At 63.1% G+C, this 18,352-nt stretch carries 15 protein-coding genes; 11 read left to right on the top strand and 4 right to left on the bottom strand.

What is annotated here, in order from left to right; translation table 11 throughout:
* The 6 genes from dhaL (at window position 1) to HAV21_RS09765 (ending at window position 6,321) form a co-directional block, all read left to right on the top strand.
* Window positions 1-1,755, top strand: a complete 1,755-nt coding sequence (dhaL, locus tag HAV21_RS09790) for a dihydroxyacetone kinase subunit DhaL (RefSeq protein ID WP_166841554.1) — start codon at window positions 1-3, stop codon at window positions 1,753-1,755.
* Window positions 1,752-2,234: a ribose-5-phosphate isomerase gene (locus tag HAV21_RS09785; protein ID WP_166841553.1), complete on the top strand. Its 483-nt coding sequence runs from the start codon at window positions 1,752-1,754 to the stop codon at window positions 2,232-2,234. The genes dhaL and HAV21_RS09785 overlap by 4 nt, the downstream gene beginning before the upstream one ends.
* Before the next feature lie 2 nt (window positions 2,235-2,236).
* Window positions 2,237-3,226, top strand: a complete 990-nt coding sequence (locus tag HAV21_RS09780) for a 3-hydroxyacyl-CoA dehydrogenase family protein (RefSeq protein ID WP_166841552.1) — start codon at window positions 2,237-2,239, stop codon at window positions 3,224-3,226.
* Window positions 3,227-3,246: 20 nt separating this feature from the next.
* Window positions 3,247-4,011 carry an SDR family oxidoreductase gene (locus HAV21_RS09775; protein ID WP_017197721.1) on the top strand — a complete coding sequence of 255 codons (765 nt, stop codon included), beginning with the start codon at window positions 3,247-3,249 and terminating at the stop codon, window positions 4,009-4,011.
* 156 nt (window positions 4,012-4,167) lie between these two features.
* Complete coding sequence (locus HAV21_RS09770) at window positions 4,168-5,517, top strand: MFS transporter (protein WP_166841551.1); 1,350 nt, start codon at window positions 4,168-4,170, stop codon at window positions 5,515-5,517.
* A gap of 6 nt (window positions 5,518-5,523) precedes the next feature.
* Window positions 5,524-6,321, top strand: a complete 798-nt coding sequence (locus HAV21_RS09765) for a triose-phosphate isomerase family protein (RefSeq protein ID WP_166841550.1) — start codon at window positions 5,524-5,526, stop codon at window positions 6,319-6,321.
* On the opposite strand, the gene HAV21_RS09760 is transcribed toward HAV21_RS09765, so the two are convergent.
* Window positions 6,318-9,914, bottom strand: coding sequence for a bifunctional RecB family nuclease/DEAD/DEAH box helicase (locus tag HAV21_RS09760; RefSeq protein ID WP_166841549.1), 3,597 nt, complete (start codon window positions 9,912-9,914; stop codon window positions 6,318-6,320). The genes HAV21_RS09765 and HAV21_RS09760 overlap by 4 nt on opposite strands.
* A gap of 143 nt (window positions 9,915-10,057) precedes the next feature.
* On the opposite strand from HAV21_RS09760, the gene HAV21_RS09755 reads away from it, so the two are divergent.
* The 3 genes from HAV21_RS09755 (at window position 10,058) to HAV21_RS09745 (ending at window position 13,699) form a co-directional block, all read left to right on the top strand.
* Window positions 10,058-10,510, top strand: a complete 453-nt coding sequence (locus HAV21_RS09755; protein WP_166841548.1) for a nucleoside deaminase — start codon at window positions 10,058-10,060, stop codon at window positions 10,508-10,510.
* Between the two features lie 130 nt (window positions 10,511-10,640).
* Entirely contained in the window at window positions 10,641-11,075 is a 435-nt protein-coding gene (locus tag HAV21_RS09750; protein WP_142940018.1) for a CBS domain-containing protein, read from the top strand.
* Between the two features lie 164 nt (window positions 11,076-11,239).
* Complete coding sequence (locus HAV21_RS09745) at window positions 11,240-13,699, top strand: Tex family protein (RefSeq protein WP_166841547.1); 2,460 nt, start codon at window positions 11,240-11,242, stop codon at window positions 13,697-13,699.
* 3 nt (window positions 13,700-13,702) lie between these two features.
* Here the strand turns inward: HAV21_RS09745 and HAV21_RS09740 are convergent, their stop codons facing one another.
* The 3 genes from HAV21_RS09740 to HAV21_RS09730 all read right to left on the bottom strand — a co-directional run bounded on the left by HAV21_RS09740 (window position 13,703) and on the right by HAV21_RS09730 (window position 16,150).
* On the bottom strand, window positions 13,703-14,734 hold the full coding sequence (locus HAV21_RS09740) for an alpha/beta hydrolase (protein ID WP_166841546.1): 1,032 nt from the start codon (window positions 14,732-14,734) through the stop codon (window positions 13,703-13,705).
* Window positions 14,731-15,093, bottom strand: a complete 363-nt coding sequence (locus HAV21_RS09735; protein WP_142940015.1) for a DUF1622 domain-containing protein — start codon at window positions 15,091-15,093, stop codon at window positions 14,731-14,733. Before HAV21_RS09735 ends, HAV21_RS09740 begins: the two co-directional genes overlap by 4 nt.
* A 136-nt stretch (window positions 15,094-15,229) precedes the next feature.
* Entirely contained in the window at window positions 15,230-16,150 is a 921-nt protein-coding gene (locus HAV21_RS09730; RefSeq protein WP_142940014.1) for an MSMEG_6728 family protein, read from the bottom strand.
* 83 nt (window positions 16,151-16,233) lie between these two features.
* On the opposite strand from HAV21_RS09730, the gene HAV21_RS09725 reads away from it, so the two are divergent.
* Entirely contained in the window at window positions 16,234-17,265 is a 1,032-nt protein-coding gene (locus HAV21_RS09725; protein WP_166841545.1) for an adenosine deaminase, read from the top strand.
* A 145-nt stretch (window positions 17,266-17,410) separates the two neighbouring features.
* The gene (locus tag HAV21_RS09720; protein ID WP_166841544.1) at window positions 17,411-18,322 is read left to right on the top strand and encodes a glycosidase; all 912 of its coding nucleotides are present in this window, start codon (window positions 17,411-17,413) and stop codon (window positions 18,320-18,322) included.
* The last annotated feature ends 30 nt before the right edge of the window (window positions 18,323-18,352 follow it).

Below are 18,352 nucleotides of genomic sequence, written 5' to 3'. Positions count from 1 at the left end.
ATGACACAGATTTTCGACAACCCAGCCGATTTTGCCGATGACGCACTGGACGGCTTCGTAGCTGCCAACCGTGGCTACGTCGCCCGAGTTGACGGCGGCGTGGTCCGGTCCACCGAGGTCCCCTCCGGCCAGGTCGCCCTGGTGGTGGGCGGTGGCTCGGGACACTACCCAGCCTTTGCCGGACTGGTTGGCCCAGGCCTGGCAACCGGCTCCGCCTGCGGCAACATGTTCGCCTCCCCGGCGGCCGGCCAGGTTTACCGTGTAGCCAAGGCGGCCAACGCCGGTGGTGGAGTGCTGCTCAGTTACGGCAACTACGCCGGCGACGTATTGCACTTCGGCCAGGCGCAGCTCCGGCTCAACGCTGAGGGCATCGAAACGCGCACTGTCACCGTCACGGACGACATCGCCAGCGCTCCGATCGAGCAACTCGAGAAGCGCCGCGGCATTGCGGGGGACCTCACCGTTTTCAAGATTGCCGGTGCCGCGGCCGAAGCGGGACTGAACCTTGACGACGTCGAGCGTCTGGCCATCAAGACCAACTACCGGACGCGCTCGCTGGGTGTGGCCTTTGATGGTTGCACGCTCCCGGGCGCCAAGGAACCACTGTTCCATGTGCCGAACGGGCAGATGTCGCTCGGTCTCGGGATCCACGGCGAGCCAGGAATTTCCGAGCACCCCATGCCCACCGCGTCCGAGTTGGCGGATCTGCTGGTCACGAAGTTGCTCAACGACAAGCCGGAGGATGCCGCGGACCGCGTCGTCGCCATCGTCAACGGCCTTGGCACGGTGAAGTACGACGAACTTTTCCTGCTGTTCGGCAAGATCGAGAAGCTCCTCACGGCTGCAGGCCTCACCGTTGTTGAACCCGAGTGCGGCGAGCTGGTGACCAGCCTGGACATGTCCGGGCTCTCGCTGACGCTCCTGTGGCTGGACGAGGAACTCGAGCAGTACTGGGCTGCGCCAGCTGACACCCCGGCGTTCCGCAAGGGCAGCATGGCGCCCCGCGCACTACGCGCCGAGGCAGCAATCGACGACGCCGAAACCGCCGACGTCGAACAGCCCACCCCGGCAGCGGCTGAACTCGGTCGGCAGGCCGTGGCCATCCTCGCCCAGGTGCGCGACGTCGTGGTCGAACATGTTGAGGAACTCGGCAAGCTGGACGCCATTGCCGGCGACGGTGACCACGGCATCGGCATGCGTCGCGGCGTCGATGCTGCCGCGGCCGCCGGCGAGGCTGCGAACGGTTCTTCGGTGGCGAGCATCCTGACAGCAGCCGGGGAAGCCTGGAGCGAGCGGGCCGGCGGAACGTCGGGAGCGCTGTGGGGTTCGGCAGTCATCGCGGCCGGGCAGTCGCTCGGAAACCGCGAAAGCTACACCTCGGAGGACGCGGCCGCCGCCGTAAGCGCCTTCGTCCGCGCCATCACCGAACTCGGCAAAGCCGACCCCGGGGATAAAACCATGGTGGACGCACTCCTGCCGTTCCGGGACACCTTCCTCACAGAGCTCGACGGCGGGACTCCCGTTGACCGGGCCCTGGCGGTTGCCGCTGCGGCAGCCGAAACCGCGGCCACCAAGACGGCTGAACTCCGGCCACTCAAGGGCCGGGCGCGTCCGCTGGCGGAGAAGAGCCTCGGTCACCCTGACCCGGGTGCTGTGTCCTTTGGCCTGATCGCGGCCAGGATTTCGCAATTTATTGATTCACAACTGGCCACCGCGTCTTCAGCGGCAGCGGCCGGAAACGGAGCCAAAGCATGAGCAACAACCCAGGTTGGCGCATCGTCGTCGGCAATGACGAAGCCGGTGTGGAGTACAAGCAGGCACTTCTTTCCCTGCTGGAAGGGGACCCACGCGTTGCGTCCGTGACGGACGTCGGCGTCGGCTTCAACGACTCCACGGCATACCCGCACGTCGCCGTGGACGCCGCCCGCAAGGTGGCTGAGGGCGAAGCTGACCGGGCATTGTTGATCTGCGGTACGGGACTGGGTGTCGCCATTGCCGCCAACAAGGTTCCCGGAATCCGCGCCGTCACAGCCCACGACAGCTACTCCGTTGAACGGTCCGTCCTCAGCAATAACGCCCAGGTACTGACGCTCGGCCAGCGGGTGATTGGCTTGGAACTGGCCAAAAAGCTCGTAGGGGAGTGGCTGGACCACCACTTCGACCAAACCTCGTCCTCCGCCGCCAAGGTGGACGCCATCTGCTCGTACGAGCCCGACTACACGAAGGCAGTCTGAACATGACCATTTCTGAAGCAACCGAGGGCAACGCCACCAACGCAGCCCGGAAGATCGCCGTCGTCGGCTCCGGCTACATGGGCGGTGGCATCGCCCAGGTGCTGGCGCTCGGCGGAGCGCGCGTTGCGCTGGCCGACGTGTCCGCTGAGGTGGCGCAGAAGAACTACGACCGCCTGCTGGTGGAGTCGGACCAGTTCATCGCGGATGGGCTTTTCCCTGAAGGTGTCACCGAGATCCTGAAGCAGAACCTGTGGGCCGCCAAGGACATTGAGGAAGCTGTCTCGGATGCGGACTTCATTGAGGAATGCGTTCCCGAGGTACTGGACATCAAGCACCAGTCCCTGGCCCGCATCAGCGCTGCGGCCCGCCCGGACGCCGTGATCGGTTCCAACACGTCCACCATCTCCATCGCCGCCCTCGCCGAGGCCGTCACCAATCCTGAGCGCTTCCTCGGCGTGCACTTCTCCAACCCGTCGCCGTTCATTCCCGGCGTCGAGATCATCCCTCACGCTGAGACTTCTGCCGCGACGGTGGCAGCGTCGCGCGAGCTGGTGCACGCTGCCGGCAAGCAGACCGCCGTCGTTAAGGACGTTACCGGTTTCGTGCTGAACCGCCTGCAGTATGCGCTGTTCCACGAGGCAGCGCAGCTGGTGGAGCAGGGAATCGCAACAGCGGACGACGTCGACACCCTGGTGCGTACCACGTTCGGCTTCCGCTTGCCGTTCTTTGGTCCGTTTGCCATCGCGGATATGGCCGGTTTGGACGTTTACAACTTCTGCTACAAGTCGCTGCAGACCGGCTTCCCGGAGCGCTTCGCGACGCCGAAGATCCTCTCGGACCTCGTGGATGCGGGCAAGCTCGGCACCAAGACCGGCGCTGGCTTCCTCAACGTGCCCGCCGAACGCACTCCGGAACTCATCGCCTACCGCAACAAGGCCTACGTCGCCATGCAGAAGCTCATTGAAGAGCTCGGCCCGGCCCCCATCAACTAAGACTTTTAGGAGAAAAACACATGACTTTTCCCGCAGAACGCACCGCAATTGTCACCGGCGCCGTTTCCGAACGTGGCATCGGCCGAGCCACCGTCAACTACCTGGCCGCACAGGGCTGGAACATCGGCATCATTGATCTTGATGACGCCGCCTGCAAGATCGCAGCAAAGGAAATCGCCGCAGAATATGGTGTGCAGGCCCACGGTGTTGGCGCCAACGTGGCCAGCGAAGCCGAAGTCCGCGCAGCCATCGACGAGCTGGAGGCTGAACTGCCGCAGATCGTCGCACTGGCCAACGTTGCCGGCGTCAGCTCACCCGTTGGCTACCTGGAACTCGAACCCGCTGAGTGGGACCGCGTCCTGAACATCAACCTCAACGGAGTCCACTACGCCACCCGCCGTGTGGCCGAATCCATGGTCAAGAACCGCATCGGCCGGATCGTGAATATCTCCTCCGTTTCGGCCCAGCGCGGCGGCGGAACGTTCTCCAAAACCCCGTACTCCGTAGCAAAGGCAGGCGTCATTGGATTGACCCGCGCTACGGCACGCGAACTTGGCGAGTACGACATCACCGTCAACGCCATCTCTCCGGGGCCCATCGACACCGACATCATGGGCGGAACGCTGAGCCAGGAACGCAAAGATGAGCTCACTAAGGACCTTGTAGTGAACCGTGTGGGCTCCACCCGGGACATTGCAGCCGCCATCGCCTTCCTCATCAGCGAGGACTCCGGCTACATTTCCGGGCAGACGCTGAATGTGGATGGCGGACTGTACATGCACTAGGCGCCTGGCCATGAAGAGCTGGACGAGAGAACGCAAGATCTACCTTGCCGTGGGCGTTCTCGCCTGCGCAGTGGGCATGGTGCTCATCTTCTTCCCGCGCTGATCGTGCTGATCGCGCTGCACTAGTCATTTCCTGTCACTCAAAGAGGAGTTTCAATGTCTGTTGCCACCAATTCCACCAAGGAGTTGCTGGATACGCCGGTCTTGAAATCGGCGATCTCCAAAGCGTCGCGGCGGCTTATGCCAATGCTCGTCATTTTGTACGTGGTGGCCTTCCTGGACCGCACCAACGTGGGCTTCGCCGAAGCTGCGCTGGAAGTGGACAGGGGCATCACCGCCGGCGCTTATGCGCTGGGTGCCGGTATCTTCTTCATCGGCTACGCACTGTTTGAAATCCCCAGCAACTTGCTGCTGACCAAGTTCGGCGCCAAAGTGTGGTTGGCCCGTATCGCCATCACCTGGGGCATCGTCTCGGCCTGTTTCGCTTTCGTACAGGGTGAGACGTCCTTCATCATCCTGAGGTTCCTGCTGGGCGTTACCGAAGCCGGCCTGTTCCCCGGTGTCATCATGTTCCTGGCGGCGTGGTTCCCCAACAAGGTCCGCGTGAAGATGTTCGCCATCTTCTACCTGGCCCAGCCGTTCTCCCAGATGATGGGCGCACCGTTGTCCGGCTGGCTCATCAACATCGGCGACCAGGTTCCGGGAGTCGCAGGCTGGCAGGTCATGTTCTTCGTTGAGGGTATGCTCGCCGTTCTCGCAGGTATCGCGGCCTACTTCTTCCTCATCAACAGCCCCCAAGAGGCCAAATTCCTGACCAAGGAAGAGAAACGGGCCCTCTCTGATGTCATGGCGCTTGAAGACACGGTCAAGGAGGAAACCGGGCCGCGAGGTGTCCTGGCGTCCATGCGCAACGGCCGGGTCTGGTACTTCACCGTCATCTACTTCTGCCTGCAAGTAGCGGTCTACGGCGTCACGTTCTACCTGCCACAGCAGGTGGCGCAGCTGACCGGCCAAAAGGTGGGCATCGCCGTCGGGCTCCTGGCAGCCATCCCGTGGTTCTTCGGCATCTTCGCCTGCTACTTCATTGGCAAAGCAGCCAACACGGTGGCCCGCCGCCGTCGCTGGGGCACCGCGTTGTTCATCTCCACGGGCCTGTGTATCTTCGGTTCCGCCTGGGCTGGTGCCAACCAGATGCCAGCCATCGGCATTATCTTCATCACGCTCGCGGTGTGCAGCTTCCTCTCCACAGGCCCCATCTGCTGGTCATATCCGACGGCGTTCCTCACCGGAACTGCCGCGGCTGCGGGCATCGGGCTGATCAACTCCTTGGGAAACCTGGGTGGGTTCGTCGCCCCGATCCTACGAACCACGGTCAACCAGGTCACTGCCTCGGACACCGGCACCATGGGTGTGTACGCGCTGGGTGTCCTGCCGTTCGTGGCTGCGCTACTGATGTTCGGCACTAAGCGTTTCAGCAACAAGGCTGACGAACTGTTGGGGAAGTAAACCGTGATGCCGTCTGCTCCTGACAGCGTGTTCATTGGCGTCAGCACCAAGATGTACATGGGCTACGCGCAGAGTTTGGCGTGGTTGGAGCAGTTGGTGGCAGAAGTGGACGCCCGTCCGGCCCTCGCGGCCGGGCGGGTGGTCCCGTTTGTGATCCCGTTGTTCCCGGTGCTGCCCGAGGCGGCGCGCTTGATTGCGGGTACGCCCCTGATTTTGGGCGCCCAGAACTGTGGATGGTCCGATGGCCCGTGGACGGGGGAAGTTTCTCCGTCGATGCTTGCTGAGCTTGGGGTTGGCCTAGTGGAAATCGGGCACGCCGAACGCCGGCGGTACTTCGCTGAAGATGACGCGATGATTGCGCTCAAGGTGAGCGCCGCCGTCGACGCCGGGCTGACGCCGCTGTTGTGCGTGGGGGAGTCGGAAGTCCTGGAACCCGAAGCGGCTGCAGCTGCGGTGTTTCTGCAGATCAAGGCAGCCGTATCGGGGGATTGGTCCGTTGCCTCCCAACTGGTGGTTGCGTATGAACCTGTATGGGCGATAGGGGCTCCTGAGCCTGCCGCGGCCGAGTATGTTTCCCGCGTGGTGGCTGCGCTGCGGGGATCGTTGGGGCAGCACGGCCTTGCAGAGATCCCGATCATTTATGGCGGCTCGGCGAAGCCTGGACTGTTGCCTCAGCTGAATGGGGTGTCCGGGCTTTTCCTCGGCCGCTTTGCCCACGACGCTGCCAACTTCGGCAGGGTCCTGGACGAAGCCCTGAGTTTTTGTACAGCAGATGCCCTTAAAGCGCCTTCTAAAGGGCATTAGCTGTACAAAAAACTCCGCTGGCAGAGTGCTACGAACCCACCAAGGTTCTCCAGGCCCTCGGGATGCGTGGGCAGGTAGTTGGTCAGCTCGGGCGAACGTACGACGACGGCACGCCACTGACCGCGCGACACCGCCACATTGATCCGGTTCCGGGACAGCAGGAATTCCATCCCGCGGGGGACTTCTCCGGCTGCCGAGGCGGCCATGGAAACAATGACGACAGGGGCTTCCTGGCCTTGGAATTTATCCACTGTGCCAACGCGGACCTTGCTTAGTCCGGCGTCCCGGAGATGGTGCTTGATCAGTTGGACCTGGGCGTTGTAAGCGGCAACCACCAGAATGTCGGCCTCACGCAGGGGCCGGCTTCCGATGGGTTGGGGTTGAGCTGACGTGTGGTCCGCCGACGTGGACGGGTTGTGCCAAGCCAGGCCGAGGTGGGCCCGGACCTGCCGCACCACCTCCGCTGCTTCCTCGGGTGAGTTCGTCGAGTTGCCGGTGTGCGGAACGTAGACGCAGGAGATACCGGGTGCGGCGCCCTCCAGATGGCGTGCTTTTGCTGCGGATGCCGACTCGAGCAGGTTGTCGTAGGAAAGTTCTGAAACCGCGCTGCAGAGTTCGGGATGCATGCGCCACGATAACGCCAGGAAGTAGCCCAGATGGGGCGGCAAGGTGTTGTAGCCGTCTGACAACCAGCCCAAGGCTGATTCATCTACCGGCTCAGGGTGCTTGCCTTGTGTGACCTGAGGCAGTTGCTGCGGATCGCCCAGAAGCAGAAGTCGTTTGGCTGCGCGGCTCACGGCCATGGTGTTGGCCAGCGAGAACTGCCCTGCTTCATCGATGACCAAAAGATCCAGGGATCCGGCCGGAACCGAACTACCCACCATGGTCCAGGCTGTGCCGCCAATCAAGGCGCCGCCCGGTTTGGACAAGAGTTCTTCCACGTCACCTTTGCCGCATCGGGTCCACGGTACGGGGTCGTCGTGTTTGACTTCCTTGGCCACCCGTCGCGGATCCACTCCGGCCTTATCCACTGCAGCGCAGAGCATGTTCTCCACCACGGCATGCGACTGGGCCACCACGCCCACCTTCCACCCGGCTGTGATGAGCCGTGCCAGGACGTGGGCGCCCACGTGGGTCTTGCCGCTCCCTGGCGGACCTTGGACAGCCAGATAGGAGTGGTCCAGGTCATTGAGGGCTGCGGTGATGGCGTCGATGTACCCGTCGGGGCCAGGCTTCACGGGCGGGAGGGCGTCAAGGCTGCGCAGCTTGGGCGGCCTCCTCCGCACCAGGTCCAGGGCGGGATCCTGCGGCCACTCGGGAAGCGTACCCTTGAGCTTTGTGGCCAAAGCAGCGAGGGCGGCGCGCTGGCCTTTGGTGGCGATGGGTGGATCCGGTGTCAGGGCCATGGGCAAGTGGGTGAAGGCCGTGGAGTCTTTGCGAAGGCCTTCCGTGATGGTGACTGTTTCGAAGTCTTCGAAGTCGCCCGCTTCGGTGACCAAGGTTCCGTTCCAGCCTGCACGGCCCAGCGCGATGGACTCTTTTCCTTGCAGCGATTCCGGCAGCGGTGGGCCGTACATGCGGAAGTACTTCTTGCCGGGTTCCAGCCCTGCGCCGTCCCCGGACCGGCCGTAGAGTTTCACCGTCCGCACCGGGTTGCTCCGGGGTGTGGGCTTGGCCCAGTCCTCCAGCAGTTCAGCGTGATCAACAATGAACAGATCGCGCTCGTCAGGCCACTGGGAGGTCGGTTTTTCCAGGCGGTCGAAGTGACCCCACCAGTGTTGTTTGTCCTCGCGGCGGTGATATCCCACACCAGCGGCCACGATGCCTATCGCACGTGTATCCGCGGTGCCATTTTCTTCATCGGACAGCCCGGCAATGTAGTCGAATAGCGCTCTTTCTTCCGGTGCTGCCTCGTACTTCTCCGGTTCGGTATCAGGTGGCGGCGCATCGTCCCCTGCACCACCCGGCTGGATGGAGCGTTCAGCTGCACGGGCAAGGAGCCAGTTGCGAAGTTCCAGCGTCGACAAACAGTCGTACTCGTTGTAGTCACGGATGCCTTCGAGGATCACGGCTGCGTCCTCAGGGTTCCCGTTGTCCCGGGCCGTGCAATAGTCCGCGTAGGCAACAACGGAGGCCCCGGCGTCCGTTACGTCGCCGGAGCGGAGATGCTGTCCCATGTAAAGCGGTTCGAGTTTCTTGATGCTGTAAGAATTCTCAGAGATCCGGATGCTGTGCCGGACGGTGTCGTAGAGATCCACCAGGACGCCTTGGCGCAGGAGGTCGTCGACGGCGGATTCGCCCACCACATGTGTCAGGGACAGGTTACGCAGGGCCGTTTTCTCGTACGCGGCGTAGTGGTAGATGTGCATACCGGGATACATGGCGCGGCGCTTGGCCACGTACTCAAGGAAGTCCACAAAAGCCTGTCCTTCCTCGGCCCGTGAGTGCGCCCAGAATGGCCTGAACACCGGGTCAGCTCCGGGTTGGACAGGGTTCTCGACCACCCCGAACAGATACTCCAGCCCCCACTTCCCGGTGGCAGGGTCCTGCCAGAGAGGATCACCTTCGAAGTCGAAGAAGATGTCGCCCGGATCAGGAGCGGGCAACCTTCCCAAGGTGTTGTCCGGCAAGACGTTGTAACTGATGGCTTTGGCTTCTCCGGACTTGTCCGTGTACTTGACCGTGCCGTCCGGCGTGCCTGCCCCGGTCTGTAACCGGGCCTGCTCCCGGAGCCTCAACAACGTGGGGTCGCCCGATTCGGGGAGGGCTGCAAGATCGTCAATGGTGGTGACGCCGGCCTCTATCAGCTTCTTGCGGCGGCTGATCCGCATGCCGGCCACCATCAGGAGGTCACGGTGTAATTGGACTTGCTCAGCACAGTAATCGCAGCGGCCACAGGCGGAATACCGGGTGTCGCCCCACTCAATGGGCCCGGCTGCTTCACCATGTGCCCGGGTCATATCAAGGAAGCGCTCCCGACGCTCCTTGAAAACGGGAAGGATCTGCGCAAGAGGGTGGTCGCTGTGAACCCGGTTACCCAGCACCAAAGTGACGGTGGGGTCCGGTGTGATCCCTGCCTGGATGAGTTGATCTCCATAGGCGGCCAACTGCAGGAGAGCCGTAACCTTGGCGTGCCGAGCGAGCTTGGTATCGAAGACCGCGTACTGGCCGCCGGGGCGTTTCACCAGGAAATCGGAACGGCCATGAAATTGACCATCGAAAAACGCTGCCTGAAAGACGACATCCGCGCCGGACCGCAAGGCGTCGATGGATTCCGCATGCTTGGCCGACAGGGTGGCGCGGTCCATCGCCGTGGCGGGGACGACGTCGTAAACGCCCTTCCCGGAAGCCGGATCCCACAGCCCGAACTCAGCCACAAACTCTTCAAGGACCCGATGCTCGTGATCGTCTCCCAGTTTGGCCGTGCGCTCCAACATGGCATCCGTGGCAAAGTCAGGCTTTGGCGTGCGGCCCAGTTTTTCGTCGAGTTTGCGGAGCGCCTGGTACTCACAGGTGGCAGCAATGACGAGGTCGCTGGCTGAGAACACCAGGTCCTTCGGTGCGCCCGCGTGCTCGGGCTCGAGGAAGAACACCGCAACCCACCTACCTCTCTGCCGTGAATAAACTCAGTGCCGTGAATAAACCTGTGCAGTCAAGCTATCAGCGGGCCACGACAAAATAGCTTCGACAAAATAACTCCTGACAAAACAGCTTCCGGCCACTCTAGACTGCACCCATGACTGAAACAGCCCCCGCCCTTGACCCCGCTTTCGAGGCCGCCTACCAAGCAGCGCAAAAAAGCCTCAGCGAGGGCGGCATCCCCATCGGAGCCGCACTGGCCCGTGGCGGGAACGTCATTGCCAGCGGCCACAACGAGCGCGTACAGCACGGCGACCCAATCGCCCACGGTGAGATGTCAGCGCTCAGGGCTGCCGGCCGCCAGAGGACATACCGGGACACCACGCTCTACACCACCTTGGCGCCCTGCGCGATGTGCACGGGAACCATCATCCAATTCAAAATTCCCCGGGTAGTGGTTGGCGAAGCCGAAACGTTCCCCGGTGAATTCGATCTCCTGCGCTCACGCGGGGTAGAAGTGGTGGTCCTCAACGATCAACGGTGCGTGGACATGATGCACACTTTCCAAGAGGAACACCCCGAATTGTGGGCGGAGGACATCGCAGAATAGGGACCATAAAGAGGCCCGTGATCGGGCGCGAAATCGCCTAGCCACCGGTACCCTCCGAGCGTAGGCTGGCATCATCGGCGTCGGTGCCGAGAGGCCCCGCGTCGATAGCCCAATCGATGAAGGAGGACCCATGAGTGCCGTACGTGAATTCATGACAACCAACGCCCAGTGCATCGAAGAGGACAAAACTCTTCAGGATGCCGCCAGGCTGATGAGGGACATGGACTGCGGTTCACTTCCCATCTGCGGCCACGACGGCAAGCTCACCGGCTTCATCACCGACCGCGACATCGTGGTCAAGTGTTTGGCTGAAGGCAAGGACGCCAGGGAAGTCCGGGCCGGTGAACTCGCCACCGGCAAGCCTTACTGGGTGGACGCTGACGCCAACGTCGACGAAGCCGTGAGCATGATGGAAGAGCACCAGGTGCGCCGCCTGCCCGTCATCAGTGATCACAAGTTGGTAGGCATCATCAGTCAGGGCGATATTGCCCGGAACCACTACGCAGAACAGCGCCTCGGTGAAATGGTGGAGCACATTTCCGCCAAGGAGCACATGTCCCACTGACCCATGGCACCGATCATCCAAACCCAGCCGCCGCGAGGCATCCCTAGAGAGGAACGCCTCGCGGCCCGTTCCTGCTTGGTCCAACTACAGCACTAACACAGCCGCCCGGATAGTCCTCAAGGATGCGTGTACCGGAAATTGTCGGCCACGTGAGGCAAACTGTCATGGTGACTTCAAATCTCCAACACCAGTCAGCTGCCTCTGCCATCCATGCCCAGATCGCCGAAGAACTCGGCGTCAAGACCTGGCAGGTCAAAGCCGCTGTGGAACTGCTCGACGCCGGATCCACCGTTCCCTTCATCGCCCGCTATCGTAAGGAAGTCACCGGGACGCTCGATGACACCCAACTCCGCGACCTTGAAGAACGCCTCAGATACCTGCGTGAGCTCGAAGAACGACGCACCTCGGTCCTGGAGGCGATTGCCGCCCAAGGCAAGCTGACCCCGGAACTGGAAGCCGCCGTCGTCGGGGCCGATACCAAGGCCCGGTTGGAGGACATTTACCTCCCCTTCAAATCCAAGCGCCGCACCAAGGCCCAGATCGCCCGCGAAGCCGGGCTGGAGCCGCTGGCCGACGTCCTGCTGGCCAACCCGCACCTGGACCCCGCAACCGAAGCCGCCAAATACATGAACGCCGAGCACTCCATTGACGACGCCGCCACGGCGCTCGCAGGGGCCCGCGCCATCCTGGTGGAGCGCGTCGGTCAGGACCCGGACCTGGCTGAGGATCTCCGCGAACGCCTGTGGAAGCAGGGACGCATGGTGTCGCGGGTCAAGAAGGGCATGGAGGCGGAGGGCCAGAAGTTCAAGGACTACTTCGAGTTCACGCAGGTGCCGTCCGGCATGCCGTCGCACCGCGTGCTCGCTTTGCTGCGCGGCGAGAAGGACGGCGTCCTTGAGCTAGATCTCGCCGAAGCAGACCCGGCCGACGACGACGCCCTGGCCGCCGCTCGCGGCCGCTACGAAAACGCTGTGGCCAAGTGCCTTGGGGTCGCCAACCAGGGACGGCCCGCCGATGCCTGGCTGACGCAGACCGCACAGCTGGCCTGGCGGGGCCGCATTCTGGATCGGCTGACCACGGACCTTCGCGGACGCATGTTCGCCGACGCCGAGGACGAAGCCGTTCGAGTTTTCGCCGCCAACCTGCGTGATGTCCTGTTGGCCGCACCTGCCGGCAACCGCGCCACGCTTGGCCTGGACCCCGGACTCCGCACCGGCGTGAAGGTGGCTGTGGTGGACGGTACCGGCAAAGTTGTCACCACGGACACCATCTACCCGCACGCACCCGCGAAGAAGTGGGACGAAGCGTTGGCCACCCTCGGACGCCTCGCCAAGCAGCACAACGTGGAGCTGGTGGCGATCGGAAACGGAACGGCCTCCCGCGAAACGGACAAGCTCGCCACCGAACTCATCAAGTCCCTCGAAGCTGCCGGCTCCAAGGGCATCCAGAAGCTGGTGGTGTCCGAGGCTGGAGCGTCGGTGTACTCCGCGTCCGCACTGGCCGCTTCTGAGCTTCCGGGAATGGATGTATCGCTGCGTGGCGCTGTGTCCATCGCGCGTCGCCTGCAGGACCCCTTGGCGGAGCTGGTCAAGATCGAGCCCAAGTCCATCGGCGTAGGTCAGTACCAGCACGACGTCACTGCCGCGAAGCTCGACCGCTCACTGGATGCCGTAGTGGAGGACTGCGTGAACGCCGTGGGCGTGGACGTGAACACAGCATCGCCGGCGCTGCTTTCCCGTGTGGCCGGCGTCGGGCCGCTGCTGAGTGAGAACATCGTGGCTTACAGGAACGAGAATGGGCCGTTTGCGAAGCGCAGCGACCTCAAGAAGGTTCCCCGCCTGGGTGCCAAGGCGTTTGAACAGTGCGCAGGCTTCCTCCGGATCACCGGGGGAGCGGAGCCATTGGATGCCTCCAGCGTGCATCCGGAAGCATACTCGGTGGCCCGGAAGATCCTGGTCGCAGCCGGTGGCGGTCCGGCTACGGCGTTGGATCCGCAGGCTTTCGTTGACGGCACGTTCGGCCTGCCCACGGTCAAGGACATCATGTCCGAACTGGAGAAGCCCGGCCGTGACCCCCGTCCTGCGTTCAAGGCGGCGTCGTTCTCCGAGGGCATCGAGAAGATCTCCGACCTCAAGCCCGGCATGATCCTGGAAGGCACAGTTACCAACGTTGCCGCTTTTGGTGCGTTCGTTGACGTCGGAGTGCACCAGGACGGGCTGGTCCACGTGTCGGCACTATCCAACAAGTTCGTCTCGGATCCGCGCGAGATCGTGAAATCCGGCCAAGTGGTACGGGTCAAAGTGTTGGAAGCCGACCCCGAACGCAAGCGCATCTCCCTGACGTTGAGGCTCGACGACGAACCCGGCACAGCCGGCGGCCGCACCTCGGGTGGGCGTGCTTCAGGCGGGCGTGCTCCGGGCAACCAGGGTGCTGCTGGTCAGCGTGGCGGCGGCCAGCCGGGTCAGCCGGGTCAGCGTTCAGGTCAATCAGGCCAGGGTTCGCCGCGACAGGGGCAGGGTCAGGGCGATCGGCGCCAAGGAGGCGCGCGGCAAAGTAATCAGCAGGCGGCTCCTGCCAACACAGCCATGGCGGAAGCGCTGCGAAGGGCCGGGCTCGGCAAGTAACCCCTACAAACCGGCGGTCCTGGCTTCCCACACGTCTGCATCCGAGGGCTGGAGAGCTGTGGGAAGCCAGCGCCCGATCCGCGCGAAGGCCTCTCGCCGGATTGGTTCCGGTGAGAGGAAGATGTCGTGGAGCGCGTTGGGGAGCCGGCTCACCGTTACGGTGTCGGCCAAGGACAACGAGCGGTGAGCCACGGCATCCACGTTGAGTGCGACGTCAGCCGTGAGAGCGTCGGCAGACCATTTTGGCTGGAGGTAGCTCTTGTCCGAGAGCAGCACGAGTACCGGAACGTCAATCCCCAAACCGGCCGCAACAGTGGCCTGGCCGCGGAACACGGCGTCGAGGAATGCCGGAGTGATGGGAAAGCCCCGGTCGGGCCGCCACTGGAGGTTGTAGTCCCACTCACCGTCAAGGGTGGCTGATACGGCCCGGGTGTAGATGCCCGGATCCACTGGGGGCAACGGTGTCAGGGGGTGGAGCCGGGCGCGCAGTCCCACCAGCGGGGCGATCGCGCGTCTACCGAGCTCGGTGGCTTGAAATTCCAGCCACGGGCTGTTGAGGATCAGTGCAGAAGCCACGCCAGGATGACGGGCAGCCCACAGACTGAGGGTGAGCCCACCGGTGGAATGGCCCAACAGGATGAGTGGTCGGTCATGGCCAGGGACGTCGGAGCGGCCCATGGCGGTCAGCGCTGCGGCGATGTCGGCGTCATAAGCGGACAGGTTGGTGACGAAACCCGGAACCATCCCGGGACGCAGGCTGCGCCCATAGTTGTGAAGGTCCAGGGCGTGGAAGCGCGCGCCGGTTCGGTGCCAGAACTCGGCTACGTGCTTTTGGAAGAAGTAGTCGGACCAGCCGTGGACGTACAGGACGTCGGCATCGATTCCTGCGGGGTCCGGAACGCCGTCCAAGTCCTCCGGCCACTCGGGGCCGGTGCCGAGGTACCTCACCAGGGTGGCTTCAGCACCGCCGTCGAGTTCTAACGTTTGCTGCTCAAAGCCTTCGCCAAGAATGTCCGGGGTCCACTGCTGGGTCACGCGTCTTTTTCCTTCTGCCACGGCCAGCGGCCCGTAATTTCCAGCTCCAGCGAGAAACTGAGGAACGTCCGGATCAGCACGATGATGGCCAGCACCCCGACGCTCTCAAAAGTAGGAGTGACGGCCACGGTTCTGATGATGTCGGCGGCCACCAGGAGCTCGAGCCCCAACAGGATGGACCTGCCCAACAGTTGCCGGTAGGAGCGGTACGGGGAGAAGGGTGCCAGGCCGCGGGCCCGCTTTGGCTGGTATCCCCGGAGGGCCATGGGGATGGACACCACGGCACCTATCACCATCACCGCCACCCCGGCGACGTCCATGTACCGGCCGACTTCTTCGATGACGTGCTGGAAATCCATGGCCCTCCCCGGTTAGGTGCGTGCCCTTACCGTCTCACAGAGCGGGCGCCGCATGCAGCAAACAAACGACGGCGGCAGCCAGGTTCCGTGGATACAGAACCCGGCTGCCGCCGTCGTATGCTGGTGAAAAGTACCGCTACTGCGCAGGCGCAGGCGCCGGGACCGGGAAGAAGACCCGGGGATCCTGAAGCAGTGCGGGGTAGTCGAAGTCGGTGCGCTTGATCACGTTGGTGACCTCGAAGTTGCGTGCGAAGCGGCCATCAACAGTGATGGGGCGGCCCTGAATCAGACCAACAGCGAAGATTTGGCCATCGTCAAAAGGCACAGCGAGTTCGGTCTTGCCAGGCAGGGTGTTGAAGGCCTGCTCCTGTGCCTGGCGCTTGCGCGTGGGCTTCTTTTCCTTCTGCACCACCGGGCGCTTCTTGGGTCCACCCACTTGTCGGCGGGACTTCTCCTCGGCGTACACAAACTGGTACTCGTCGGGGTCTGCCGGGGCCGCGGCACGTGCTTTGCCATGCGGCGGCATGGCGACGGTGGTGAGCTGCTCCGGGCGGAGGTCATCAACGTTGGCGCGCAGAATCAACAGGCGATCCTCTTCCGGGTCTTCCGGGTGGAACTCATGCTTGGGTTCCGGCCACACATACTCAAGCTTTTCCTCAGTGCCGGGAAAGAGCTGGGAGTAGTGCTTTGGATCCTTGGTGATCAGCTTGGAACGGTGGCTGAGGTGCAGGTCCTCGTGTCCAAGCCACGGCGGCATGATGATCCTGGAAGCGTAATCCGGGTGGGCAGCCTGAGGCGCGAACTCCGTGATGTTGGTGCGGGTGTTGTCCGGGTGCCCACGCGCAATCCACTCATCAGCCATGGCCAGGCCGTACATGGTGAGCGCCGGGACGTGGCCCATCCACATGCGCACGGCGGGGTGGGACTGCCAACCGTACTCCGGGATCACCAACGCGCGGAGAACCTGGAGTGCTTCGACGCGCTGTTTGCCGAGCCTTGAAGTGTCGAGCGCCGCGGCACTCTCACGGAAATCGGCGAAAGGGAGGAAAGTCTGCATCCTTTCAGTTTGAGGGTGCCGGGCTTGAGAACCAAGTTGAGTGCTCCGGGACACGTGCAGGTGTTGGGGCCTAGAGTTGTCAGGTGGAAACTTTTGGCGAGAAAACTACACCCACGGCGCCCCCGGTTGCCGAACTGCACCTGCACATTGAAGGGACTCTCCAGCCAGAGCTGATCTTTGCCCTAGCCGAACGAAACGGCATTGACCTGCCGTACCAAGACATTGAGGAACTCCGGGAAAAGTACCAGTTCACTGACCTGCAATCTTTCCTGGACCTCTACTACGCCAATATGGCCGTCCTGCAGACCGAGCAGGATTTCACCGACATGACTCGTGCTTATCTGAAGCGGGCCGCCGCCGGGGGCGTGCGTCACGCGGAAATCATGATGGATCCCCAGGCACACACTTCCCGGGGTGTGGCGCTTGAAACCTGTGTCAACGGCGTGGCCAACGCCTTGGCTACCTCCGAGGAAGATTTCGGCGTCACCACCCTTCTCATCGCGGCGTTTCTGCGCGACATGTCCGAGGATTCGGCGCTCGAAGTTCTGGACCAGCTCCAGGCGATGCACGCACCGATCGCAGGCATCGGCCTGGACTCCGCAGAGGTGGGCAATCCGCCGTCGAAATTTGAGCGACTGTACCAGCGCGCCGGCGAGGCGGGCTTGCGACGGATCGCGCACGCGGGCGAGGAAGGACCGGCGTCCTACATCACCGAGGCCTTGGATGTCCTTCACGTCGAGCGGATCGATCACGGCATCCGGTGCATGGAAGACACCGACGTAGTGCAGCGGCTCGTCGCTGAACAGGTTCCCCTCACGGTCTGCCCCCTGTCCAACGTCAGGCTCCGCGCAGTGGATAAGCTGGCCGACCATCCTTTGCCCGAAATGCTGGCGATCGGCCTGAACGTCTGCGTGAATTCTGACGACCCCGCCTACTTTGGTGGTTACGTGGACGAGAACTTCGAGCAACTGGTGAAGGTACTGGAGTTCTCAGTTCCCGAACAAGCCACCTTGGCAGCGAACTCCATCCGCTCCTCCTTCGCCAGCGACGCCCGGAAAGCGGTGCTGCTGGACGAGGTCACGGAGTGGGTCAAGGCGTCCGTCTCGGCGGCCTAAAGCACAGCAGCCGAGACCCGCACATCACTTGCGGCGTCCGGCATGTCACACTCAGTCACGACACACGGTGTTTACCTTCCGCAGTCGCGGGAATTAACAATTCATTGGCAAACTTCTATGGAGTATCCACCGTTGAAGGAGAAGCATGGGCGCGAATACCGCCGAAAACACCAACCTTCGTCTGAAGGCCGTACTGGACATCCTCGCTGAAAGCGTGTGGTCCGGTGCAACGCTGAACGCCGGCGAGGTGCTGGCCGAGGCGATCGTCCGGGTACCTTTCAATGACCACGAGGCTGAGCTTCTCAGTGGCGGCATCCCCCGCGGACACAAGACCTTGACGTCGGCTTCGGCCAAACTGGTGAAGGCCGGTTGGTTGGTCAAGGGCCGTTCCGGCTGGACCATTCCGGAAGATGGTCTGCGTGCCACGGTCGCCTTCGCGGATGCCGAGGCATTTGGTGCAGCGCTCGACGCCGGAACTCCGGTTCCTGCCGACGTCGCCGTACCGACGGCCCCGCCCGTGAAGCCCCAGGCCAAGAAGGCGGCGGCAACCAAGCGGGCTGCTGCGAAGAAGCTCACTGCGCCTAAAGTGGCAGCAGCCGATGTTGCTGAACCGAAGGTCGCTGCGGCCAAGGTCTCCGCGCCGAGGGCCAAAGCTGCAACAGCCAAGGCTTCCTCCGCGGCGGCTGAACCCGCCGCGAAGAAGTCCCCCCGTAAGGTGACGGCCAAGACGAAGGCGGCCTCCGCCGTCGAGACCCTGCCGCAGCCGGACGCCGTGGCGATCGCGGGCGACTTCAACAAGATCCTTGGAGCACCCGAGGATTGGGCACCGCAGTACGACGAAGCCCAGATGGAGTTCAACCCCATCGTCCAGCTGTGGACGCTCACGGCTGAACTGCCTGCCGGTTTCTACACCTACAAGATCGCGCTGAACCGTTCGTGGGACGAGAATTATGGTGCGTTCGGTGCCCGGGACGGCGCGAACCACGAGTTGAACCACCACGGCGGACCCGTCACCATCACGTACAGCCACGCCACGCGGGACATCGTGATCGGCTAGTTCGTTCAAGGCACGAAACCCGCCCTTGTT

The organism is Paenarthrobacter sp. MSM-2-10-13, from assembly GCF_011605365.1.
Taxonomy (GTDB): domain Bacteria; phylum Actinomycetota; class Actinomycetes; order Actinomycetales; family Micrococcaceae; genus Arthrobacter.
This window is presented reverse-complemented; position numbering and strand designations above follow the sequence as displayed.

Bases quoted from the DNA above. Each gene is read 5' to 3' on its own strand.
- HAV21_RS09780 (WP_166841552.1), top strand. From the start codon at position 2,237: ATGACCATTTCTGAAGCAACCGAGGGCAACGCCACCAACGCAGCCCGG.
- HAV21_RS09730 (WP_142940014.1), bottom strand. From the start codon at position 16,150: ATGCAGACTTTCCTCCCTTTCGCCGATTTCCGTGAGAGTGCCGCGGCG.
- HAV21_RS09785 (WP_166841553.1), top strand. From the start codon at position 1,752: ATGAGCAACAACCCAGGTTGGCGCATCGTCGTCGGCAATGACGAAGCC.
- HAV21_RS09745 (WP_166841547.1), top strand. From the start codon at position 11,240: ATGGTGACTTCAAATCTCCAACACCAGTCAGCTGCCTCTGCCATCCAT.
- HAV21_RS09720 (WP_166841544.1), top strand. From the start codon at position 17,411: ATGGGCGCGAATACCGCCGAAAACACCAACCTTCGTCTGAAGGCCGTA.
- HAV21_RS09770 (WP_166841551.1), top strand. From the start codon at position 4,168: ATGTCTGTTGCCACCAATTCCACCAAGGAGTTGCTGGATACGCCGGTC.
- HAV21_RS09750 (WP_142940018.1), top strand. From the start codon at position 10,641: ATGAGTGCCGTACGTGAATTCATGACAACCAACGCCCAGTGCATCGAA.
- HAV21_RS09765 (WP_166841550.1), top strand. From the start codon at position 5,524: ATGCCGTCTGCTCCTGACAGCGTGTTCATTGGCGTCAGCACCAAGATG.
- dhaL (WP_166841554.1), top strand. From the start codon at position 1: ATGACACAGATTTTCGACAACCCAGCCGATTTTGCCGATGACGCACTG.
- HAV21_RS09775 (WP_017197721.1), top strand. From the start codon at position 3,247: ATGACTTTTCCCGCAGAACGCACCGCAATTGTCACCGGCGCCGTTTCC.
- HAV21_RS09735 (WP_142940015.1), bottom strand. From the start codon at position 15,093: ATGGATTTCCAGCACGTCATCGAAGAAGTCGGCCGGTACATGGACGTC.
- HAV21_RS09755 (WP_166841548.1), top strand. From the start codon at position 10,058: ATGACTGAAACAGCCCCCGCCCTTGACCCCGCTTTCGAGGCCGCCTAC.